The following is an 18,062-nucleotide window of genomic DNA, read 5'->3' as shown; positions in this document are numbered from 1 at the left end:
GTGGACGTTCGTCGCCGTCAACGTGGCGATCGTCGAGGTGCTGTTCTTCACCGCCGGCGAGGGCAAGAACGACGTGCTCACCGTCGCCAAGTTCTTCGGCATGCACGCCGCGCTGCTCCTGATGTTCCAGCTCCTGCTGATCGCCCGGCTGCCGTGGCTGGACCGTCGCATCGGGATGGACCGGCTCACCGTGTGGCACCGGTGGATCGGCTTCACGCTGCTGTGGACGATCCTGACCCACGCCACGATCATCGTGCTCGGCTACGCCACGCTGGACAACACGACGATGGCCAAGACGTTCGTCGCGCTCGCCGGCGTGCCCGCCTCGCTGCTCGGCATGTCCGCGGCGACGATCATCGTCGTGGTCGGGGCGCTCTCCACCCGCGCGGTCCGGCGGCGGCTGCGGTACGAGACCTGGCATGCCATCCACCTGCTGATGTACCTGGCGCTGGGCCTCGCGTTCGTCCACCAGCTGCTCGAGACGACGACGTTCAAGTCGTCCGCGTTCGCGTTCGTCTACTGGTGGGCGCTCTGGCTGTTCGCGTTCGGCTCGCTCGTCACCGGGCGGCTGATCGTGCCGCTCGTGCGCAACTCGCGACACCAGTTCCGGGTGGAGGCCGTGGTGCCGGAGGCGCACAACGTCACCTCCGTCTACGTCACCGGCCGCGACATGCACCGCCTCGCCGCCCGTGCCGGCCAGTTCTGCATCTGGCGCTTCACCGGGCACAACGGCTGGTGGCGGGCGAACCCGTTCTCGCTGTCCGCGGCACCCAACGGCCGCGGGCTGCGGCTGACCGCCAAGGCCGTCGGCGACACGAGCGCGGGCCTGCGGCAGCTGCCGGTCGGCAGCAAGGTGTTCGTCGAAGGCCCGTACGGCGCGTTCACCTCCATGCACCGCACCCGGCCGGGCATGCTGCTGATCGCCGGCGGGGTGGGCATCACGCCGGTACGCGCACTCCTCGAGGAGCCGACCGGCGGCGACTTCGTCGTGCTGTACCGGGTGCGCCACCAGAGCGAAGCCGTGCTGCTCAACGAGGTGCACCAGCTCGTCGCGGCCCGTCGCGGCCGGCTGCACGTCCTGACCGGCCGCACCGGCGACGGCGTGCGGCCGTTCGAGCCGGAAGGCCTGCTTCATCTGGTCCCGGACATCGTCCACCGCGACGTGTACGTCTGCGGCCCGCCCGCGATGACCTCGGCCGTGCTGGCGAGCCTGCGCCGGCTGCGCGTGCCGGGCCAGCAGGTGCACGCGGAGAAGTTCAGCCTGGCCTAAACCGTCCGCCGCGCGCCCGCGTGTAGTACACAGGTGCTGGACGGCGGAGGGACAGGCGTGACGGGGCGACCCCGGCTCGAGGTGCTCGACGGCCTGCGGTTCGCGGCGGCGATGGCCGTCCTCGCATACCACTTCACGGCCATGGACCGGGTCTGGGACCGGCGGGCCGACGACGTCTTCCCCGACCAGCCGTTCGCCTACGGCTGGCTCGGCGTCCACCTGTTCTTCCTGATCAGCGGGTTCGTCATCTGCATGAGCAGCTGGGGTCGCGGGGTGGGGCGGTTCCTGCTGTCCCGCGCGGTGCGGCTCTATCCGGCGTACTGGCTGTCGGTCGTCGTGTGCGCGCTGGTGCTGACCGCCTGGCCGTTCGTGCAGAAGCCCGCCGGCGCGAGCGCGGCGCTGGTCAACCTGACCATGTTCCACGAGCCGCTCGGTGTGCGCCCGGTCGCCGAGGTGTACTGGACGCTGTGGGCGGAGCTGCGGTTCTACCTGCTGTTCTCGCTGGTCGTGTGGTGGGGGCTCACCTACCGGCGGGTGGCCGGGTTCTGCGTGGCGTGGCTCGGCGCGGTGACCGTCCTGAAGGCGTTCGTGCCCGACGGGACGCTCCCGCACATCGTGCTGATGAGCGACTACGCGCCGCTGTTCACCGCGGGCATCGGCTGCTATCTCATGTACCGGTTCCGCCCCACGCTCCTGACGTGGGGCATCGTCGGCGTCTCTTTCGTGCTCGCCGTGCCGTCGGTGGTGTTCCGGACGGGGCTCGAGGCCGACCCGGGCGAGACGCTGCCGCCGCGGTGGCCGGCGGTCGTGCTGCTGGGCGTCTGCTTCCTGCTGATCATCGCGGTCGCGCTGGGCCGGCTCGACCGGCTGCGCGGCCGGTGGCTGGTCGTCGTCGGCGCCACGACGTACCCGCTCTACCTGCTGCACCTCGACATCGGCGGCACCATGCTCCACGAGTGGCAGGGCTCGATGCCGGGCTGGCTGCTGGTGGTCGTCGTGGCCGTGCTGATGGTCGTGCTCGCGTGGCTGGTGCACCGATTCGTCGAGCGGCCCGGCGCGCCGTTGCTGAAACGCGGACTGCTGTGGATTTCGGCGAAGGTTCGCGTGCGCCGGCGCAAAGAGCCGGAATTGTCACCCGCGCAGTAATGTGGCGCCTTCGTAGCCGACGGTGTGCGAGATCATTTTGGCGTAACAGTCGTCCACCGGAATTCCCTGACCGTCGCACCAGCCGTTCGCGGACACGCCGTCGGCGTAGGGGAGCGGCTCGATGGTGATCCAGAAGTCGCCGTACCTGAAGCTGCTGTAGTCGCCGGAGTACAGCAGCAGCGCCTCGGGGTAGCGGTCCTGTGTCGTGCGGAAGTCCCGCAGGATCTCGACGTAGTCGTACCGGACGCCCTTCGCCACGAGGCCCGGCCGCTTGGCCGACAGCTGGGGCACCCACAGGTCGTCGAGTGCCTCGACCGCCTGCCGGTCGTCGTCGGCCTGGCCCTTCAGCTCCGCGAGCGCCGCGTCGGCGTCGTTCGGTTCGGGTTCCCGAGTGGTCGGCTCCCCGGTGGTCGGCGTGGGTGCCGGCTTGTCGGAGCCCGGCGGCGCGGGCACGGTCACCGCCGCCCGGTGGTCCGGATCGGGCACCGGCGCACCGGCGGTCGCCGTCGGCTTGCCGAACAACGCGACGGCCGCGACCGTGGCCAGCACCACGAGCACGACGGCCGTCGCGCAGACCGCGCCGACGAGCGTGCCGCGTGACTGCCGGGCATTGTCGGGCGCGGCCTTGTTCATGAATCCCCTCCGCCTGATTTCCGGTGTTCGATACCTCCCGACTGAGAGTCGTGTCGCGGACGCGGGCGTTACCCGGGGGAATTTGTTGCGGCGCCTTTTGACGGCACGTCGCGAAGGGCGGCGATTTGAGAGAGTGGCCTCGTGACCGGGCCGCCCCTGTTGCACCGTGGACGTGGGCGCGTTCTTCGTCGCGGTGGAGCGGCGCGACGATCCCGGGCTGTCCGGCCTGCGGCTCGCCGTCGTCGACCGCGTCGTCAGCCGCGCGAGCTACGAGGCGCGAGCGCCGGGCGTGCACGCCGGGATGCGTGCGGCCGACGCGCACCGGACCTGCCCGACGCTCGTGGCCGTGCCGTCCCGGCCTGCGGCCTACGAGCGGGCGAGCGTCGAGCTGTTCGCGCTGCTGCGCGCGGGCGCGGCCGTGGAGGCCGAACACGTTGCCCGGTCTCTGGTCACTGCCAGGGGAACGGGGACCGGTCCGGCGGCACCCAGCTCGCACGCGCCCGCGCGCTCGCGAGCGTGACCGGCGTGTAGAAGCGGGCGATCAGGCGCTTGTCGAACAGCGCCGGGTTGCGCTCGGCGAACGCGCCGAAGTCCGACTCGTCAGGCGAGGCCTCGGTGTGGTGGCCGACGAGCTCGACCCACGCGCGGCTGAGCGTCTCGTTGTACTTCTGCGGCGCGCCCGCGTAGCGGGCGGTGCGCCGGAGTCCTTGCGACATCAGGGTCGTCGCGTCCGGCACGCCGTACCGGCGGACGAGGAGCCACGTGAGGTGGACGTGCTCGCGGTGGCCGAACCGGCCGCCGGCGGTGACCTCGCCGAGCAGAGTCTGGAACGCGGTCACGCGGACACCTCCGTGAGGGCGGCGAGCACCGCGTGGAAGCCGGCGACGGCGTCGTCGGGCAGGCCGGACAAGGCGCGGCGCTCCAGGTTCGCCATCGTCCGGCGGATCGTCTGCGCGGCCCGGCGGCCCGACTCGGTCGGCGAGACGACGACCGCGCGGCGGTCGGCGGGGCTCGGGGCGCGGGCGATGTGGCCGCGCCGTTCGAGCCGGTCGAGCACGCCGGTCAGGGTCGACGACCGGGTGCCGACGGCCGCGCCCAGCACGGACACGGTCCGGCCGCGGCCGTCCGCGAGGTTGGCCAGGACGTTGATCTCGGCCGCGGTCAGCTCCAGATCCGCGAGCTCGCCGGAGAGCCGGTGCAGCGTCGCGTGTGTCGCGCGCTGCAGGGCGAGCAGCGCCGACTCAGAATGCACGGTTCCAAATTTCACGCTTCCGAATTATACGGAACCGAACTACCTGATCGCCAGGCCGATCTCACCCGCGACACGCGAGGACACGCGACCCCGCCCCACCTAGCGTCGCCGGGGCCCGAGGGGCGGGGCGAGGGAGGCGAGCATGTCGACACCGAAGCCGGGACGCATCGGTCGCGACTGGCGGATCTGGGGGCCTTACCTCAGCGAACGCCAGTGGGGCACGGTCCGGGAGGACTACAGCGCCGACGGGGACGCCTGGCGCCACCTGCCTCACGAGCACGCCCGCTCCCGCGCGTACCGCTGGGGCGAGGACGGCCTGGCCGGGTTCTGCGACGCCGAGCAGCGGCTATGCCTCGCGCTCGCGCTGTGGAACGGCCGGGACCCCTTCCTCAAGGAGCGGATCTTCGGGCTGACCGGGCCGGAGGGCAACCACGGCGAGGACGCCAAGGAGTACTGGTGGTACCTCGACGCGACCCCGGACCACGCGTGGAACCGCTGGCGCTACCACTACCCGCAGGCCGCGTTCCCGTACGAGCAACTCCGCGCCGGGTCCCGCGACCGCGACCGGCGAGCCCCGGAGTACGAGCTGCTCGACACCGGCGTGTTCGACGGCGACCGGTACTGGATCGTCGAGGTGGACCACGTCAAGGCGGATCCGACCGACCTGCTGATGACCGTGCGCGTCACCAACGCCGGGCCCCGGCGGGAGACGCTGCACGTCCTGCCGACGGTATGGTTCCGCAACACCTGGACCTGGGAGCCGGAGTCCGCGAGACCGGAGCTCGCGGCGACCGGCGACACGACGGTCCGCGTCGACCACCCGACCCTGGGCGAGCTGGAACTGCGCGCGTCCGCCGACCCGACGTTGTTGTTCTGCGACAACGAGACCAACACCGAGCGCCTCTACGACGTACCGAACACGGCGCCGTACCCGAAGGACGGCATCAACGACCACGTCGTGTCCGGCGCGGCCACCGTGAACCCGGACCGGCGCGGTACGAAGTGCGCGGCCTGGTACCGCCTCGAGGTCGAACCGAAGGCCACGGTCGAGGTCCGCCTCCGCCTGCGCCCGGCCGGTGCGCCGCCCGGCGCGGACTTCGACGAGGTCGTCGCCCGGCGGCGGCAGGCGGCCGACGAGTTCTACGCCGGCCTGACCCCGCCCGCCGCCTCGGCCGACGAGGCGGCCGTGTTGCGCCAGGCGTTCGCGGGCATGTTGTGGAGCAAGCAGTTCTACAACTACAACGTCGCCCGCTGGCTCGACGGCGACCCCGGGCAGCCGCCGCCACCCCCGGAGCGCCACCACGGGCGCAACCACCGGTGGCGCGAGTTCGACGGCTACGACGTCATGTCCATGCCCGACAAGTGGGAGTACCCCTGGTTCGCATCGTGGGACCTCGCGTTCCACTGCGTGGCCCTGGCCCACGTGGACCCCGAGTTCGCCAAGGACCAGCTGCTCCTCGTCTGCCGCGAGTGGTTCCAGCACCCGAACGGCGCGCTGCCCGCCTACGAGTGGGACTTCGGCGACGTCAACCCGCCGGTGCAGGCGTGGGCCGCGATCGAGGTCTTCGCCATCGACGGCGGGCAGGACCTCGACTTCCTGAGCAAGGTGTTCGACAAGCTGCTCGTCAACTTCACCTGGTGGGTCAACCGCGAGGACGCCGACGGGTCGAACATCTTCGAAGGCGGCTTCCTCGGCCTGGACAACATCGGCCCGCTCGACCGGTCGCACCTGCCGGTCGGTGGCATCCTCGAGCAGTCCGACGCCACCGGCTGGATGGCCATGTACTCGCTCGCGATGACCACGATCGCGGCGATCCTCCACCACGCCGCGCAGCGGCCGGCGCTCGACCTCGTGCACAAGTTCCTCGAGCACTTCGCCGCGATCCGTGCCGCGCTGGAGCGCCAGGGCATGTGGGACGAGGCGGACGGCATGTTCTACGACCGGGTCGTCACCCCGGGCGGCGGCGTCGTACCGGTGCGGGTGCACTCGATGGTCGGCATCGTGCCGATGCTCGCGGTCACGTTCGTCGACGAGCGGATCCTGGACCCGGCGATCTCGGCCGGTAAGCAGTTCGCCCGCTTCCTCGACCGCCACGGGATGCGTGACCCGGTCAAGCTGACCGAGGCCGGGGTGCTGCGTGGGGAGCCCGGAGCGCGCCGGCTGCTGCTGAGCGCGGTCGGCGTCGAGCGGGTGAAGCGGCTGTTCCGGACCCTGTTCGACCCGGCCGAGTTCCTGTCGCCATACGGCCTGCGGTCGCTGTCCGCGTTCCACCGCGAGCACCCGTACACGATCGAGGTCGAGGGCGTGCGGGCGAGTGTCGACTACCAGCCCGCCGAGTCGGCCACCGCCATGTTCGGCGGCAACTCCAACTGGCGGGGGCCGGTGTGGTTCCCGTTGAACTATCTCGTCACCAGCGCGCTGGAGCGCTACCACCGCTTCTTCGGTGCGGACCTGACCGTCGAGTACCCGACCGGCTCGGGAAAGCTGCGCACCCTCCACGAGGTGACGGACGACCTGTGGGGCCGGCTTGTGTCGATCTTCACCGTCGGCCCGGACGGGCGGCGGCCGTGCTTCGGCTGGGTGGACCGGATGCAGCACGACCCGGATTGGCGGGACAACCTGATGTTCAACGAGTACTTCCACGGCGACAACGCCGCCGGGCTGGGGGCGTCGCACCAGACGGGCTGGACGGGGATCGTCGCCGACGTGATCCGCCGCCGGCACGGCATGGTGCCGTCCGTCGCCGAGATCGTGCTCGGGCTGGAGGAGGACCGATGACGCCGCGAACGCTGCCGGGCAAGCCGTACCCGCTGGGCGCCACGCCGGGGGAGGGCGGCACGAACTTCGCGGTCGCCGCCGCGGCCGACGGCGTGCTCCTGTGCCTGTTCGACGGGAACACCGAGACGCAGGTCCCGCTGCCGGAGCGGGACGGCGAGGTCTGGCACGGGTTCTTGCCCGGCGTGGGCCCCGGGCAGGCCTACGGCTACCGGACCACCGGCCCGTACCGGCCGCGCGACGGCGTGCGGTGCAACCCGGCGAAGCTGCTGCTCGACCCGTACGCGCGGGCCATCGAGGGCGAGGTCCGGCCCGGAGCCGAGGTGCTCGGGTACGCCGTCGGCGACCCGGAGGCACCCAGCACGCTCGACTCCGCCGGTCACGTGCCGCGCAGCCTCGTGGTCCCCGCGGCGCACGACTGGCGCCATCCCCGGCCGCGCCGGTCCTATCCGGACACGATCATCTACGAGGTCCACGTCAAGGGCTTCACACAGACGCACCCGGCCCTGCCCGAGGACATCCGCGGCACCTACGCCGGGCTCGCGCACGACGCGGTCGTCGAGCACCTCGTCGACCTCGGCGTGACGGCGGTCGAGCTGCTTCCGGTGCACCACTTCGTGCCCGAGGCTTTCCTCGTCGACCGTGGCCTGACGAACTACTGGGGCTACAACACGATCGGCTTCTTCGCACCGCACGCCGGCTACTCGGCCGCGGTGCGGGCCGGGCGGCCCGGCGGGCAGGTCGCGGAGTTCCGGTCGATGGTCGACACGCTGCACGGCGCCGGTCTCGAGGTCATCCTCGACGTGGTCTTCAACCACACGGCGGAGGGCAACCACCTCGGCCCGACGCTGTGCCACCGCGGGCTGCACAACGCGGCCTACTACAGGCTTGTCCCCGACGACCCGCGCTACTACTTCGACACGACCGGCGTGGGCAACTCCCTCAACGCGGACAACCCGTTCAGCCTGCGGCTCATCATGGACTCGCTGCGCTACTGGCTGACCGAGATGGGCGTCGACGGGTTCCGCTTCGACCTCGCGCCGACCCTGGCCCGCGAGGACGGTGGCTTCGACCGGATGGCGGCGTTCTTCGACCTCGTGTTCCAGGATCCGGTGATCTCGCGGGCCAAGCTCATCGCCGAGCCGTGGGACGTCGGTCCCGACGGATACGACCTCGGCCGGTTCCCGGCGCAGTGGAGCGAGTGGAACGGCAGCTACCGCGACGTGATGCGGGACTTCTGGCGCAGCCGGGATGGGCTGCTCGACGACTTCGCCCGGCGTCTGTGCGGGTCGTCGGACCTCTTCGGCAACTCGGGGCGGCGGCCCACCGCGTCGGTGAACCTGATCACCGTCCACGACGGGTTCACGCTGACCGACCTGGTCTCCTACAACGAGAAGCACAACGAGGCCAACGGGGAGTCCAACCGCGACGGCAACCCGGACAACCGGTCGTGGAACTGCGGGGCCGAGGGTCCGACCACCGACACCGCGGTCCTCGACCTGCGGGCACGCCAGCGGCGCGCGTTCCTCACCACGCTCATGCTGTCGTTCGGCGTGCCGCTGCTGCTCGGCGGCGACGAGCTGGGCCGCACGCAGCGCGGCAACAACAACGCCTACTGCCAGGACAACGCGATCAGCTGGTTCGACTGGGCGGACACCGACAAGCAGCTGCTGGAGTTCACCCGGCGGCTGATCGCGTTGCGCCGCGAACACCCGGTGTTCCGGCGCAGGCGCTTCCTCACCGGCGTGGCGGCGGAGGAGCTGCAGTGGTTCACGCCGAGCGGCACGCGGATGACCGTGGCCGACTGGGACGACCCGGGCTCCCGCGCGGTGGCCCTGTACCTGGACGGCGCCGACGACCCGGACCGCGCCGAGGACGGCACACCCCTGTTCGACGACGACTTCCTGATCCTGGTCAACGGGTGGTGGGAACAGCTGGCCTTCGCGATCCCCCCGACCCGGGCCGGCCAGAGCTGGGTACCGGTGATCGACACGTACGAGCCGACCGGCCTGTCGGTGGCACCCCCCGTGGTCGCGGGCGAGCACCTGACCGTCCGGTCGCGCTCGCTGTTCGTCCTGCGGGGACTGACGACCTGAGCCGGGCGCGTGCCCGGCGCGGGCGCCTCCATCGTGAACACGTCGCGGCGGCGGGCGGTGCGAGGTCCGAGTTGCGCGGAACTCACGTTCGCGCTGGTGCTAGCGGTTCTCGCGGACTGTCGTGATCGGCACCGGCGTGCCGGCCAGCGCCAGGAGGCGGGCGTGCACACGGCGTTCGAGCTGGCGCCGCAGCTGCTCGCCGTCGGCGACCGTGCAGACGAGCTCGACCGCGGCCTGATAGACGACGCCGCCCACGACGGCGTCGGGGACCGACGGGTGGCGAACGGTCATCCGGGCGACCGTGGCCGCCACGACGTCCTCGACGGCCGGGCCGGGCACGTGCGACCGCCCGCGGTTGCGACTCATGACGCCCAGTGTGGGCACGCCGGCACGACCGCGGCTTCACCTTCTGCGGGTGAGGGCACGACCGCGGGGAGCGTGTCGACTCGCGGTGTTCGTGTCCGCACTGTGGCGGGTGAGGTGATGTCGTGCTTCGCGTGCCCGGTGTGGAGCTGGTCCGGACGTACCGCCGCCAGTGGCTGGTGAAGGACGTGGTCGCCGGCATCGTGCTGACGACTGTGCTCGTGCCGCAGGGCATGGCGTACGCGGAGCTGGCCGGCCTGCCGCCGATCACCGGTCTGTACACGTCGATCATGTGCCTGCTGGGCTACGCCGTGTTCGGGCCGTCCCGCGTCCTGGTCCTCGGTCCGGACTCCTCGCTCGGGCCGATGATCGCGGCGACGGTGTTGCCGCTCGTCGCCGCGGGTGGCGATCCGGAGCGGGCGGTCGCCCTCGCGTCGATGCTGGCGATCCTGGTGGCCGCCATCATGATCATCGCATCCGTGGCGAGGCTCGGGTTCATCGCCGACCTGATCTCCAAGCCCACGATGATCGGCTACCTCAACGGCCTCGCGCTGACCATCCTCGTCGGACAGCTGCCGAAGCTGCTCGGGTTCAAGGTCGAGGCAGACGGACTGATCGCCGAGTTCGCCGGGTTCGTCGACGCGGTAGCGGACGGCAAGACCGTCGGCGCCGCGGCGGCCGTCGGGATCGGCGGCATCGCGGTGGTGCTGGTGCTGCAGCGCTGGCTGCCGAAGCTCCCGGCGGTGCTCATCATGGTGATCCTCGCGATCGCGGCCGCGTCCGTGTTCGACCTGGAGGGGAGGGGCGTCAGCCTGGTGGGGGAGCTGCCGAAGGGGTTCCCGCCGTTGACCGTCCCGGCCGTCGGGTTCGGCGACATCCTGCCGCTGCTGGCCGGGGCGGTGGGCATCGCCGTGGTGTCGCTGGCCGACACGATCTCGACGGCCACCGCGTTCGCCTCGCGGGCCGGCAGGCAGATCGAGGGCAACAAGGAGATGCTCGGGATCGGCGCCGCCGACCTCGCGTCCGGGCTCTTCCAGGGTTTCCCGGTCAGCACCAGCGGGTCCCGCACCGCCGTCGCGCACCAGGCCGGCGGGCGCACCCAGCTCACCGGCGTGATCGGCGCGACCCTGATCATCCTGATGATCGTGTTGCTGCCCGGACTGTTCCGGAACCTGCCACAGCCGGCACTGGCGGCCGTGGTGATCACCGCGTCGCTGTCGCTGGCCGACGTGCCGGGCACGGTGCGGCTGTGGCGCCAGCGGCGGACCGAGTTCCTGCTGTCCATCGCCGCGTTCCTCGGCGTCGCGCTGCTCGGCGTGCTGGCCGGCATCGCCATCGCGGTCGCGCTGTCGATCCTCAACGTCTTCCGGCGCGCCTGGTGGCCGTACCAGACGGTGCTCGGCCGGACGGAGAACCTGCCCGGCTTCCACGACATCCGGTCCTATCCGGACGCCGAGCAGCTGCCGGGCGTGGTCATCTACCGGTTCGACGCGCCGCTGATCTTCGCCAACGTGCCCGCCTTCCGCGAGGAGATCACCAGGCTCGCCCGGGAGGATCCGCCGCCGAAGTGGATCGTCGTCGCCGCCGAGCCGATCACCGACGTGGACACCACCGCCGCCGACATCGTCAAGCAGCTGGACGAGACCCTGAACGAGCAGGGCACGAGCCTCGTCTTCGCGGAGCTCAAGGACCCGGTACGGCGCAAGATCGACCGGTACGGGCTGACGCACACGATCGACCCGAACCATTTCTTCCCGACGGTCGAGGGCGCGATCGACGCGTTCCGCGCCGAGACCGGTGCACAGTGGACACCGGCCGGCACGGAAGCGCCGCGGGAGTTACCGGGCGTGTGAGGCCCGGCGCGCGACCAGCTTGCCCAGCTCCCACAACAACAGCAGCGCCACGGCGGGGATCAGCGCCCACGCGAACTGCTGCATACTGAGCTTGGTCGTACCGAGCAGAGTGTGGAACGCGTCGGTCTGGACCGCCAGGACCGCGAGTGCGAACTCGCCGAACATCGTCCAGTTCATGTGCTTGCTGTCGAACGTGGACGTGGTCAGCACGCTGGCCGTCTCGCTGCGGCACTCGACCGCCGCCACGATCAGGCACAGCGCGAACGAGGTGAACGCGATCGAGTTGGCGATCTGCGCGTCGAAGTTCCGCTCGCCGAGCACGAGCAGCATGAGCAGCCCGATCGTGACGGCGAGACCGGACAGGCCGACGGTCACGAACACCGGCATCGTGAGCACGGATGTGCCGCGCGGCCTGGGTTTCAGCGACATGAGCCCCGGTGTCTCGCGGTCGAAGCCGAGCGCGAACCCGAACGGCGCGTTGACGATGAAGTGGATCCACAGCACCTGTGCCGGCGTGAACGGCTCGCCCGCCGCGACGTTGAACAGGCTGGCGCCGAGGAAGGTCAGCACGAACACGACGAGCAGCACCAGCACGAACCGGATGTACTTGGTGAGGTTGTCGTAGATCTTGCGGCCCTGCTCAACGGCGAACACGATCGTGGCGAAGTTGTCGTCGGACAGGATCATCCGCCCCGCGTTCTTCGCCACCTCGGTACCGCTGCCCATCGCGATTCCGATGTCGGCCGCCTTGATGGCCGGCGCGTCGTTGACCCCGTCGCCGGTCATCGCGACGACGTCGCCCTTCTTCTTCAACGTGTCCGCGAGCAGGACCTTGTGCTCCGGGGCGACCCGCCCGATGACGCCGATGTCGTCGATGCGGGCGAGCCGCTCCTCCTCGGACAGCGCGGCGAACTCCGCGCCCAGCATCGCGTCACCGTCGATACCGAGCTGGCGGGCGATCGCCGCGCCGGTGGTGACGTCGTCGCCGGTGACCATGCGGACCCGGATGTGCGCGGCCTGCGCGGCCGCGACGGCGTCCTTGGACTCGTCGCGCGGCGGGTCGACCATCGCCACGAGGCTGGTCATCCGCAATTCGGTGACGTAGGCGAGCAGGTCGCCGCCGGGGTCGAAGTCGGCGGGCTCCAGGTCGCGCTGGGCCGCGGCCATCACCCGCCGGCCCTGGTCCTCCATGCGCACCATGTGCTCCTCGGCACGCTGGTTCAGCGGGGTGTCCCACGGCACGACGGTGCCGTCGCCGGCGAGCGCCGTCGCGGCCCGGGCCATCACCGCGGGGGCGGCGCCCTTGACGAAGCAGCGGATGACCGACCGGCCGGTGGCGTCGGTCGTCGCGTGGAACGTGGCCATCAGCTTGTAGGACGGGTCGAACGGCAGCGTGGCCATCCGCGGCAGCCGCTCCCGCGTCGCCTCGACGTCCAGGCCCGCCTTGTGCCCGAGGACGAGCAGCGCGCCCTCGGTCGGGTCGCCGACGACCTTGCCGTCGATGATCTTGCCGTCGTTGGCGACGAGGAACGGCAGGATCGCGTCGTCGATGCGCTCCGAGCCGCCGACCGCGTGCTGCACCCGCCCGTCGAGGCTGTATCCGGACCCGGTGATCGTGTACTGGTCCCCTGGGTCGATCACCTCGACGGCGGTCATCTGGTTCATCGTCAGCGTGCCGGTCTTGTCGGAGTTGATCGCCGACGTGAACCCCAGCGTCTCCACCGACGGCAGGTCCTTCACGATCGCGTTGCGCTTGGCCAGGTCCACGCTGCCGAGCGAGAGGATCACCTGGCTCACCGTCGGCAGCGCCTCCGGGATCGCCGCGATCGCGAGCGACACCGCGGCGACGAACAGGTCGTCCCATGCCTCGCCGCGGCCGCGGCCCAGGATGAACATCACGATCATGGTCAGCCCGGCGGCGCTCGCGATCCACAGCGTCAGCGTGTTGAGCTCGCGTTCCAGCGGCGACTTCTCCCGCTGGGTGGCCGAGAGCATCCCGGAGATCTTGCCGAGCTCGGTGTCCGCGCCGGTACCGGTGACGATCGCGGTGGCGCTGCCGTGGGTCACCGGCGAGTTCATGAACGCCATGTTCGTCTGGTCACCCGGCCCGAGGTCCGCGCCGACGATCGGTGCGGCGTCCTTGGCGGCCGGCACGCTCTCGCCGGTCATCGCGGACTCGTCGATCTGCAGCGCGCTGGCGGTGACGATCCGGCAGTCCGCCGGCACCTGGTCGCCGCTGGTGATCAGCACGACGTCGCCGACGACGAGCTGGTCGGCCGGGATCTCCGCCTCCGTACCGTCACGCCGGACCCGCGCGGTCGCCTTCATCATGGCCTTGAGCGCGTTCATCGCGCTCTCCGCCTTGCCCTCCTGGCGCAGGCCGACGACGGCGTTGAACACGGTCAGCAGGACGAGCAGCGTGCCCGTGCTCCACTCCTTGATCAGGAACGAGACCAGGGCCGCCGCGAGCAGGATGATCTGCATGTAGGTGGTGTACTGGTCGAGGAAGCGCCGCCACGTCGGCTTCGGCTTCTCCTCGGGCAGCGCGTTGGGCCCGTTCGTGCGGAGCCGTTCCGCCGCGGTCCGCGCCGGCAGGCCGACCGCCACGTCGACGCCCAGCGCGGTGGCGATGTCCTCCCCGGTGCGCGCGTACCAGTCCTTCGGCTGGCTCGACGACCCCGCTACCGGCGTCGGGTGGTCCTGTACGACCATGACGGGCCTCCGATCGTCACGCCTTCCGCTTCTTGCCGTGGCCGGCCGCGTACGGGTCGCGCTCCGCGCCCTCGGGCGCCTCGTCCTCGAGCTCCCGCCGCACGGCGAGCAGGTCGAGCCGTCGCTCGTCGCTCACCGTCGGGTACTGCGGATCGATCTCGATCAACGTGTGCGCGAGCACCGCGGCCGCGCAGATGCGCCCGAACCACTTGCGGTCGGCGGGAATCACGTACCACGGCGCGTGCTCGGTGCTGGTGGCCGACAGCATCTCGGAGAACGCCTTCTGGTAGTCGTCCCAGAACTTGCGCTCGCGGACGTCGGCCGAGGAGAACTTCCAGTTCCGGTCCGGCCGGTCGATCCGCCTGAGGAACCGGGTCCGCTGCTCTTCCTTCGAGAGGTTGAGGAACAGTTTCACGATCTTGAAGCCGTTGTCGGTCAGGTACCGCTCCCACTCGTTGATCTCCCGGTACCGCCGGTGCCACAGCTTGCCGCTCTTGGCCGACTCGGGCAGCCGCTGCCGGTCGAGGTTCTCCTGGTGCACCCGGACGACGAGGACCTCCTCGTAGTGCGACCGGTTGAAGATGCCGATGTCGCCGCGCGCGGGCAGGCGGCAGGCGTAGCGCCACAGGTAGTCGTGGTCGAGCTCCTCCGACGAGGGCACCTTGAAGCTGCTCACGTGTACGCCCTGCGGGTTGACGCCGCTCATGACGTGCCGGATGGTCCCGTCCTTGCCGCCCGCGTCCAGCGCCTGGAGGCACAGGAGCACGCCGTAGGTGTTCTGCGCCGCCAGCCGCCGCTGGTAGTCGGCGAGCAGGGCGATGCCGGTTTCGAGTAACTCCCGGCCGTGCTTCTTCTTCAAGCCGCGTCGCTTGTAGCGCGGGTCGAAGTCCTTGGCGAGGTCGACTCTGGATCCTGGCTCGACCCGCAGCGGTTCGATGAGCTCGGCGATGCGCTTCGCTTGGTTGGCCATGTTCGCGACTATGCGTGTGCGCGAACCCGGCACCTCACCCGGCGCGGGTGAAACCGTCGATGGAGCTTCGCAGGGTCTCGCGCGCCACGAGGACGCCGCCGGCGAACGCCACCGGCATGACCACGATGGCGGCCAGCGGGATCGCACACAGCAACGACGCGGGCAGGCCCAGCCCGAGCGCGAGTGGCCGACGCCCGGCGAGCAGGGCCCGGCGCTGCCGGAGGTCCATGCCGCGCCGGTAGAACGGCACGGACACGAGCTCGAGCGCGAGGAACCAGGCGGTGACGAGCGCCAGCGCCACCGGCACGACCGTCTGCCCGACCACCGGGACGAAGCCGGCCACCAGAAGCGGGATCGTGTACAGCAGCGACCGCAGGACCAGCACGATGCCGTCGCGCAGGCCCATCCACAGCAGCCGCAACCACGACAGCTCGACCTGGTCGGGCGCGCCGCCGAGCTCGTCCTCGACCTGCTCCGCGATGTGCTCGTAGAACGGTCCGCCGATCGCGAGCGTCAGGGCCGTGAAGCTGAGCAACGCGAGCACCAGCGCCCCGCCCGCGAGCACGACGTCCGCCGCTACCCGCACGGCCGTCCGCACGCTCTCGCCCCAGCCGTCCGCGAACGGCGTGACCAGCGCCGACAGGTCGTCGAGCCAGTAGAACAGCGTGATCATGCCGCCCAGCAGGAGCAGCGCGGTCAGTACCGCCGGCAACGCGCCGATGAGCAGCAGCCGCGGCGAGCGCAGCATCATGACCAGCCCCTGGCCGAAGAACCGAACGCCCCGCACGAAGTCCCGCACGGCGATACTTCTACCAGCCGGGCCTCGGCCCAGCTCGACGTAGCGCTCGGCACGCATTCAAAAATCGCCGGCGTCATTCGCCGGCGTCGGGGCGTTCCGGCCTTCGAGGGAGCTCCAATTGCGTGTGTCGGTGTCCACGATCGGGTCGCGCGGTGAGGTCCAGCCCCTGGTGGCGCCGGCGGAGCAGCTGGCCGCCGACCCGGTAGTGGGCCCGTGGCCGGACCCGGACCGGACGGTGTTCCAGCCGCCCGCGTGCACGACCTCGGCGTCGGGTCCGCCCACGCGCCAGGCATCCCGACCGCGGCTCGATGGCGACCGCGCTCGAACCGGCCCTGCGGTCCGAAGTGGCCGGCCGTGCCAGGGCGCTGGCCCCGCGGGTGCGCCTGGACGGCGCCACCGAAACGGCTCGCCGGTTGATCGAGCGGGGTGGCGACTAGTCGATCTTGGGCCGGCTCGCTACGGTGACCGCATGGGCGGGCGGGTCTGGTCGTGGCTGCTCGCGTTCGCACCGGTTCAGCACGCGGTGCGGCGCGAGGTGGCGGTCGCGGTCGACCGCGTCATGGACGACACCGAGCAGGCGCAGGCCCGGCAACGCGAGCGGCACCGGATCGCGCTGGGCCGGGCCGAGCGGCAGCTGGGCGATCTTCGAGAGCTCGTCGACGAGTTGACCCAGGCCAAGGCGGAGCTGCTGGTGGCCAACGCGTCGCTGCACGCGCAGGCCGCCGAGATCGAGGAGGCCGCGGAGCGGGAGGCGGCCGGGCGCGAGGAGTTCGCGCAGCGGCTGGTCCGCGAGCAGGAGGCGGCCCTGGCGCAGCAGTGGCACGACGCGACCTCCGACGTGTTCTGCTGCCAGTCATGCTGGGCGTTCTGGTTCCTCACCACCGCGCAGGACCGGCTGAGCTGCACGGTCCACGGGCCGGTCGGCCGGCACGACACCGGCTGCACGGTGTGCGCCGAGCCATTGGTGGCGCTGCCGGCCGCGAAGAGCGTGGTTTTCCGCAAGCAGGCCGAGGGCCGGGTCAGCCGGCCCGCGCCCGCCGAGGAGGGCGCCGACGCCGGCTCACCAGGTGCCGCGCAGCTGACGGCGATCGCCGACGGGCTCGCGCGGCTGCCCAAGGTGACGAGCCGGACCATCGCCTGGGTGGCGGCCGACCTCACCGGCAGCGCCGAGCTCCCCGCGAAGGTGCTCGGCGAAATCGCCACCCGTACCACGATGGCGGTCCCGCTGGACGGGATGGTTGCCGGAATCAGGGCATTCGTCGAGGTGCGATCGCAGCGGGTCTGAGCCGCTGGCTCCATTGCCCGTTGTCCGGCCTCGAGGCGCCGGATCGGGGGTGGTCACCCTCCCGCCGTTTCGCGTCCGGACCGGAGCTGGCTTCGTGCCGCGGTGACCACGACCGTGTCGTAGCCCATCGTGAAGCCGCCGCCCGCGGCGTCGATCGCGGTGCCGATGCCGGCCAGCAGCTCGTCCTGTGTGGACTGTGGGAACCGGCTGTGGCCGCCGTGCGTGGGCACCTGCTCGAGCCACTCGTCGCGGGTGTAGGGCCGCGACCAGTCGAACCACCATTCCTCCGGCTCGCCGAACGCGTTCGCCGCGCGCATGCCGTCGGCCGTCTTGGCGAACATCGACCGGTAGGGGTCGATGGCCGGGCCCGCCCACGGCTTGAACGGCAGGTCCGGCACGACCCGCCGGTAGACGGCGGCGAACGCGGCGGCGATGTCGTCCGGCGCGCGGAAGACGTTCCAGAACACGGCGAGCCGGCCACCGGGGCGCAGCGCCCGCACCGCGACCGCGGCACCGGCGAGCGGGTCGACCCAGTGCCAGGCCTGCGCGGCGATCACCGCGTCGAAGGTCCGGCCCGCGGGGTCCCAGGTCTCGAACGCGGACACCTCGACGTCGAGGCCGCCCCGGCGCGCGAGCTCGGCCATCCGCTCGTCGACCTCCACGCCGAGCACGCGGCAGCCGGCCGCCGCGAACTGCCGGGTGGCGATACCCGTGCCGCAGCCGACGTCGACCACGTCGGGGCCGGGGGAGGCGGCGACGATGCGGTCGACCAGCTCGCGTGGATAGCCCGGCCGGGCGCGGTCGTAGCGCTCGGCGTCCGCGCCGAAGGACTCGGCGACGTCCCGGTGTCGATGCGGCTGGGGTTCGGACGGTACTGTGGGCATGCGCCCACTTTAAGTGGGCACGC

Annotated in this window: 15 protein-coding genes; 7 read left to right on the top strand and 8 right to left on the bottom strand. The window is 71.3% G+C overall.

The window, feature by feature from the left end; translation table 11 throughout:
• On the top strand, positions 1-1,270 hold a 1,270-nt coding region (locus VH969_RS16640), incomplete at its 5' end, for a ferredoxin reductase family protein (protein WP_331975080.1).
• A gap of 57 nt (positions 1,271-1,327) precedes the next feature.
• A complete protein-coding gene (locus VH969_RS16635) occupies positions 1,328-2,416 on the top strand; it encodes an acyltransferase family protein (RefSeq protein WP_331975078.1) in 1,089 nt (362 codons plus the stop codon).
• Here VH969_RS16635 and VH969_RS16630 read toward each other — a convergent pair.
• Positions 2,402-3,049 carry a hypothetical protein gene (locus VH969_RS16630; RefSeq protein WP_331975076.1) on the bottom strand — a complete coding sequence of 216 codons (648 nt, stop codon included), beginning with the start codon at positions 3,047-3,049 and terminating at the stop codon, positions 2,402-2,404. The genes VH969_RS16635 and VH969_RS16630 overlap by 15 nt on opposite strands.
• A 166-nt stretch (positions 3,050-3,215) precedes the next feature.
• Between VH969_RS16630 and VH969_RS16625 the strand changes: the two genes are divergently transcribed.
• Positions 3,216-3,569 (top strand): Y-family DNA polymerase, encoded by a 354-nt coding sequence (locus tag VH969_RS16625; RefSeq protein ID WP_331975074.1) that lies wholly within the window; start codon positions 3,216-3,218, stop codon positions 3,567-3,569.
• Here VH969_RS16625 and VH969_RS16620 read toward each other — a convergent pair.
• Both VH969_RS16620 and VH969_RS16615 read right to left on the bottom strand, forming a co-directional pair.
• On the bottom strand, positions 3,499-3,888 hold the full coding sequence (locus VH969_RS16620; protein ID WP_331975072.1) for a hypothetical protein: 390 nt from the start codon (positions 3,886-3,888) through the stop codon (positions 3,499-3,501). The genes VH969_RS16625 and VH969_RS16620 overlap by 71 nt on opposite strands.
• Positions 3,885-4,301: a MarR family winged helix-turn-helix transcriptional regulator gene (locus VH969_RS16615; RefSeq protein WP_331975070.1), complete on the bottom strand. Its 417-nt coding sequence runs from the start codon at positions 4,299-4,301 to the stop codon at positions 3,885-3,887. The genes VH969_RS16620 and VH969_RS16615 overlap by 4 nt, the downstream gene beginning before the upstream one ends.
• 142 nt (positions 4,302-4,443) lie before the next feature.
• Between VH969_RS16615 and VH969_RS16610 the strand changes: the two genes are divergently transcribed.
• Both VH969_RS16610 and glgX read left to right on the top strand, forming a co-directional pair.
• Entirely contained in the window at positions 4,444-7,080 is a 2,637-nt protein-coding gene (locus VH969_RS16610; protein WP_331975068.1) for an MGH1-like glycoside hydrolase domain-containing protein, read from the top strand.
• Positions 7,077-9,173, top strand: coding sequence for a glycogen debranching protein GlgX (gene glgX / locus VH969_RS16605; RefSeq protein ID WP_331975066.1), 2,097 nt, complete (start codon positions 7,077-7,079; stop codon positions 9,171-9,173). The genes VH969_RS16610 and glgX overlap by 4 nt, the downstream gene beginning before the upstream one ends.
• A 99-nt stretch (positions 9,174-9,272) precedes the next feature.
• On the opposite strand, the gene VH969_RS16600 is transcribed toward glgX, so the two are convergent.
• Positions 9,273-9,539 carry a hypothetical protein gene (locus VH969_RS16600; RefSeq protein WP_331975064.1) on the bottom strand — a complete coding sequence of 89 codons (267 nt, stop codon included), beginning with the start codon at positions 9,537-9,539 and terminating at the stop codon, positions 9,273-9,275.
• Between the two features lie 122 nt (positions 9,540-9,661).
• On the opposite strand from VH969_RS16600, the gene sulP reads away from it, so the two are divergent.
• Entirely contained in the window at positions 9,662-11,389 is a 1,728-nt protein-coding gene (sulP, locus tag VH969_RS16595) for a SulP family inorganic anion transporter (protein WP_331975062.1), read from the top strand.
• On the opposite strand, the gene VH969_RS16590 is transcribed toward sulP, so the two are convergent.
• Genes VH969_RS16590 through VH969_RS16580 form a run of 3 tightly spaced genes read right to left on the bottom strand, consistent with a single transcriptional unit; the run spans position 11,375 to position 15,870 of the window.
• Entirely contained in the window at positions 11,375-14,101 is a 2,727-nt protein-coding gene (locus tag VH969_RS16590; RefSeq protein ID WP_331975060.1) for a cation-translocating P-type ATPase, read from the bottom strand. The genes sulP and VH969_RS16590 overlap by 15 nt on opposite strands.
• Positions 14,102-14,117: 16 nt before the next feature.
• Positions 14,118-15,071, bottom strand: a complete 954-nt coding sequence (locus VH969_RS16585) for a polyphosphate kinase 2 family protein (protein ID WP_331975058.1) — start codon at positions 15,069-15,071, stop codon at positions 14,118-14,120.
• Between the two features lie 34 nt (positions 15,072-15,105).
• On the bottom strand, positions 15,106-15,870 hold the full coding sequence (locus VH969_RS16580) for an EI24 domain-containing protein (RefSeq protein WP_331975086.1): 765 nt from the start codon (positions 15,868-15,870) through the stop codon (positions 15,106-15,108).
• Positions 15,871-16,339: 469 nt separating this feature from the next.
• Here VH969_RS16580 and VH969_RS16575 point away from each other — a divergent pair, with 469 nt between their 5' ends.
• Positions 16,340-17,155 (top strand): hypothetical protein, encoded by an 816-nt coding sequence (locus VH969_RS16575; RefSeq protein WP_331975056.1) that lies wholly within the window; start codon positions 16,340-16,342, stop codon positions 17,153-17,155.
• 53 nt (positions 17,156-17,208) lie between these two features.
• On the opposite strand, the gene VH969_RS16570 is transcribed toward VH969_RS16575, so the two are convergent.
• Positions 17,209-18,039 (bottom strand): class I SAM-dependent methyltransferase, encoded by an 831-nt coding sequence (locus VH969_RS16570; protein ID WP_331975054.1) that lies wholly within the window; start codon positions 18,037-18,039, stop codon positions 17,209-17,211.
• Positions 18,040-18,062 lie beyond the last annotated feature (23 nt).

It is taken from the genome of Actinophytocola sp. (assembly GCF_036555685.1).
Classification (GTDB): Bacteria; Actinomycetota; Actinomycetes; order Mycobacteriales; family Pseudonocardiaceae; genus Actinophytocola.
Note: the sequence above shows the minus strand (reverse complement) of the source record. Positions and strands in the feature narration are given on the sequence as shown.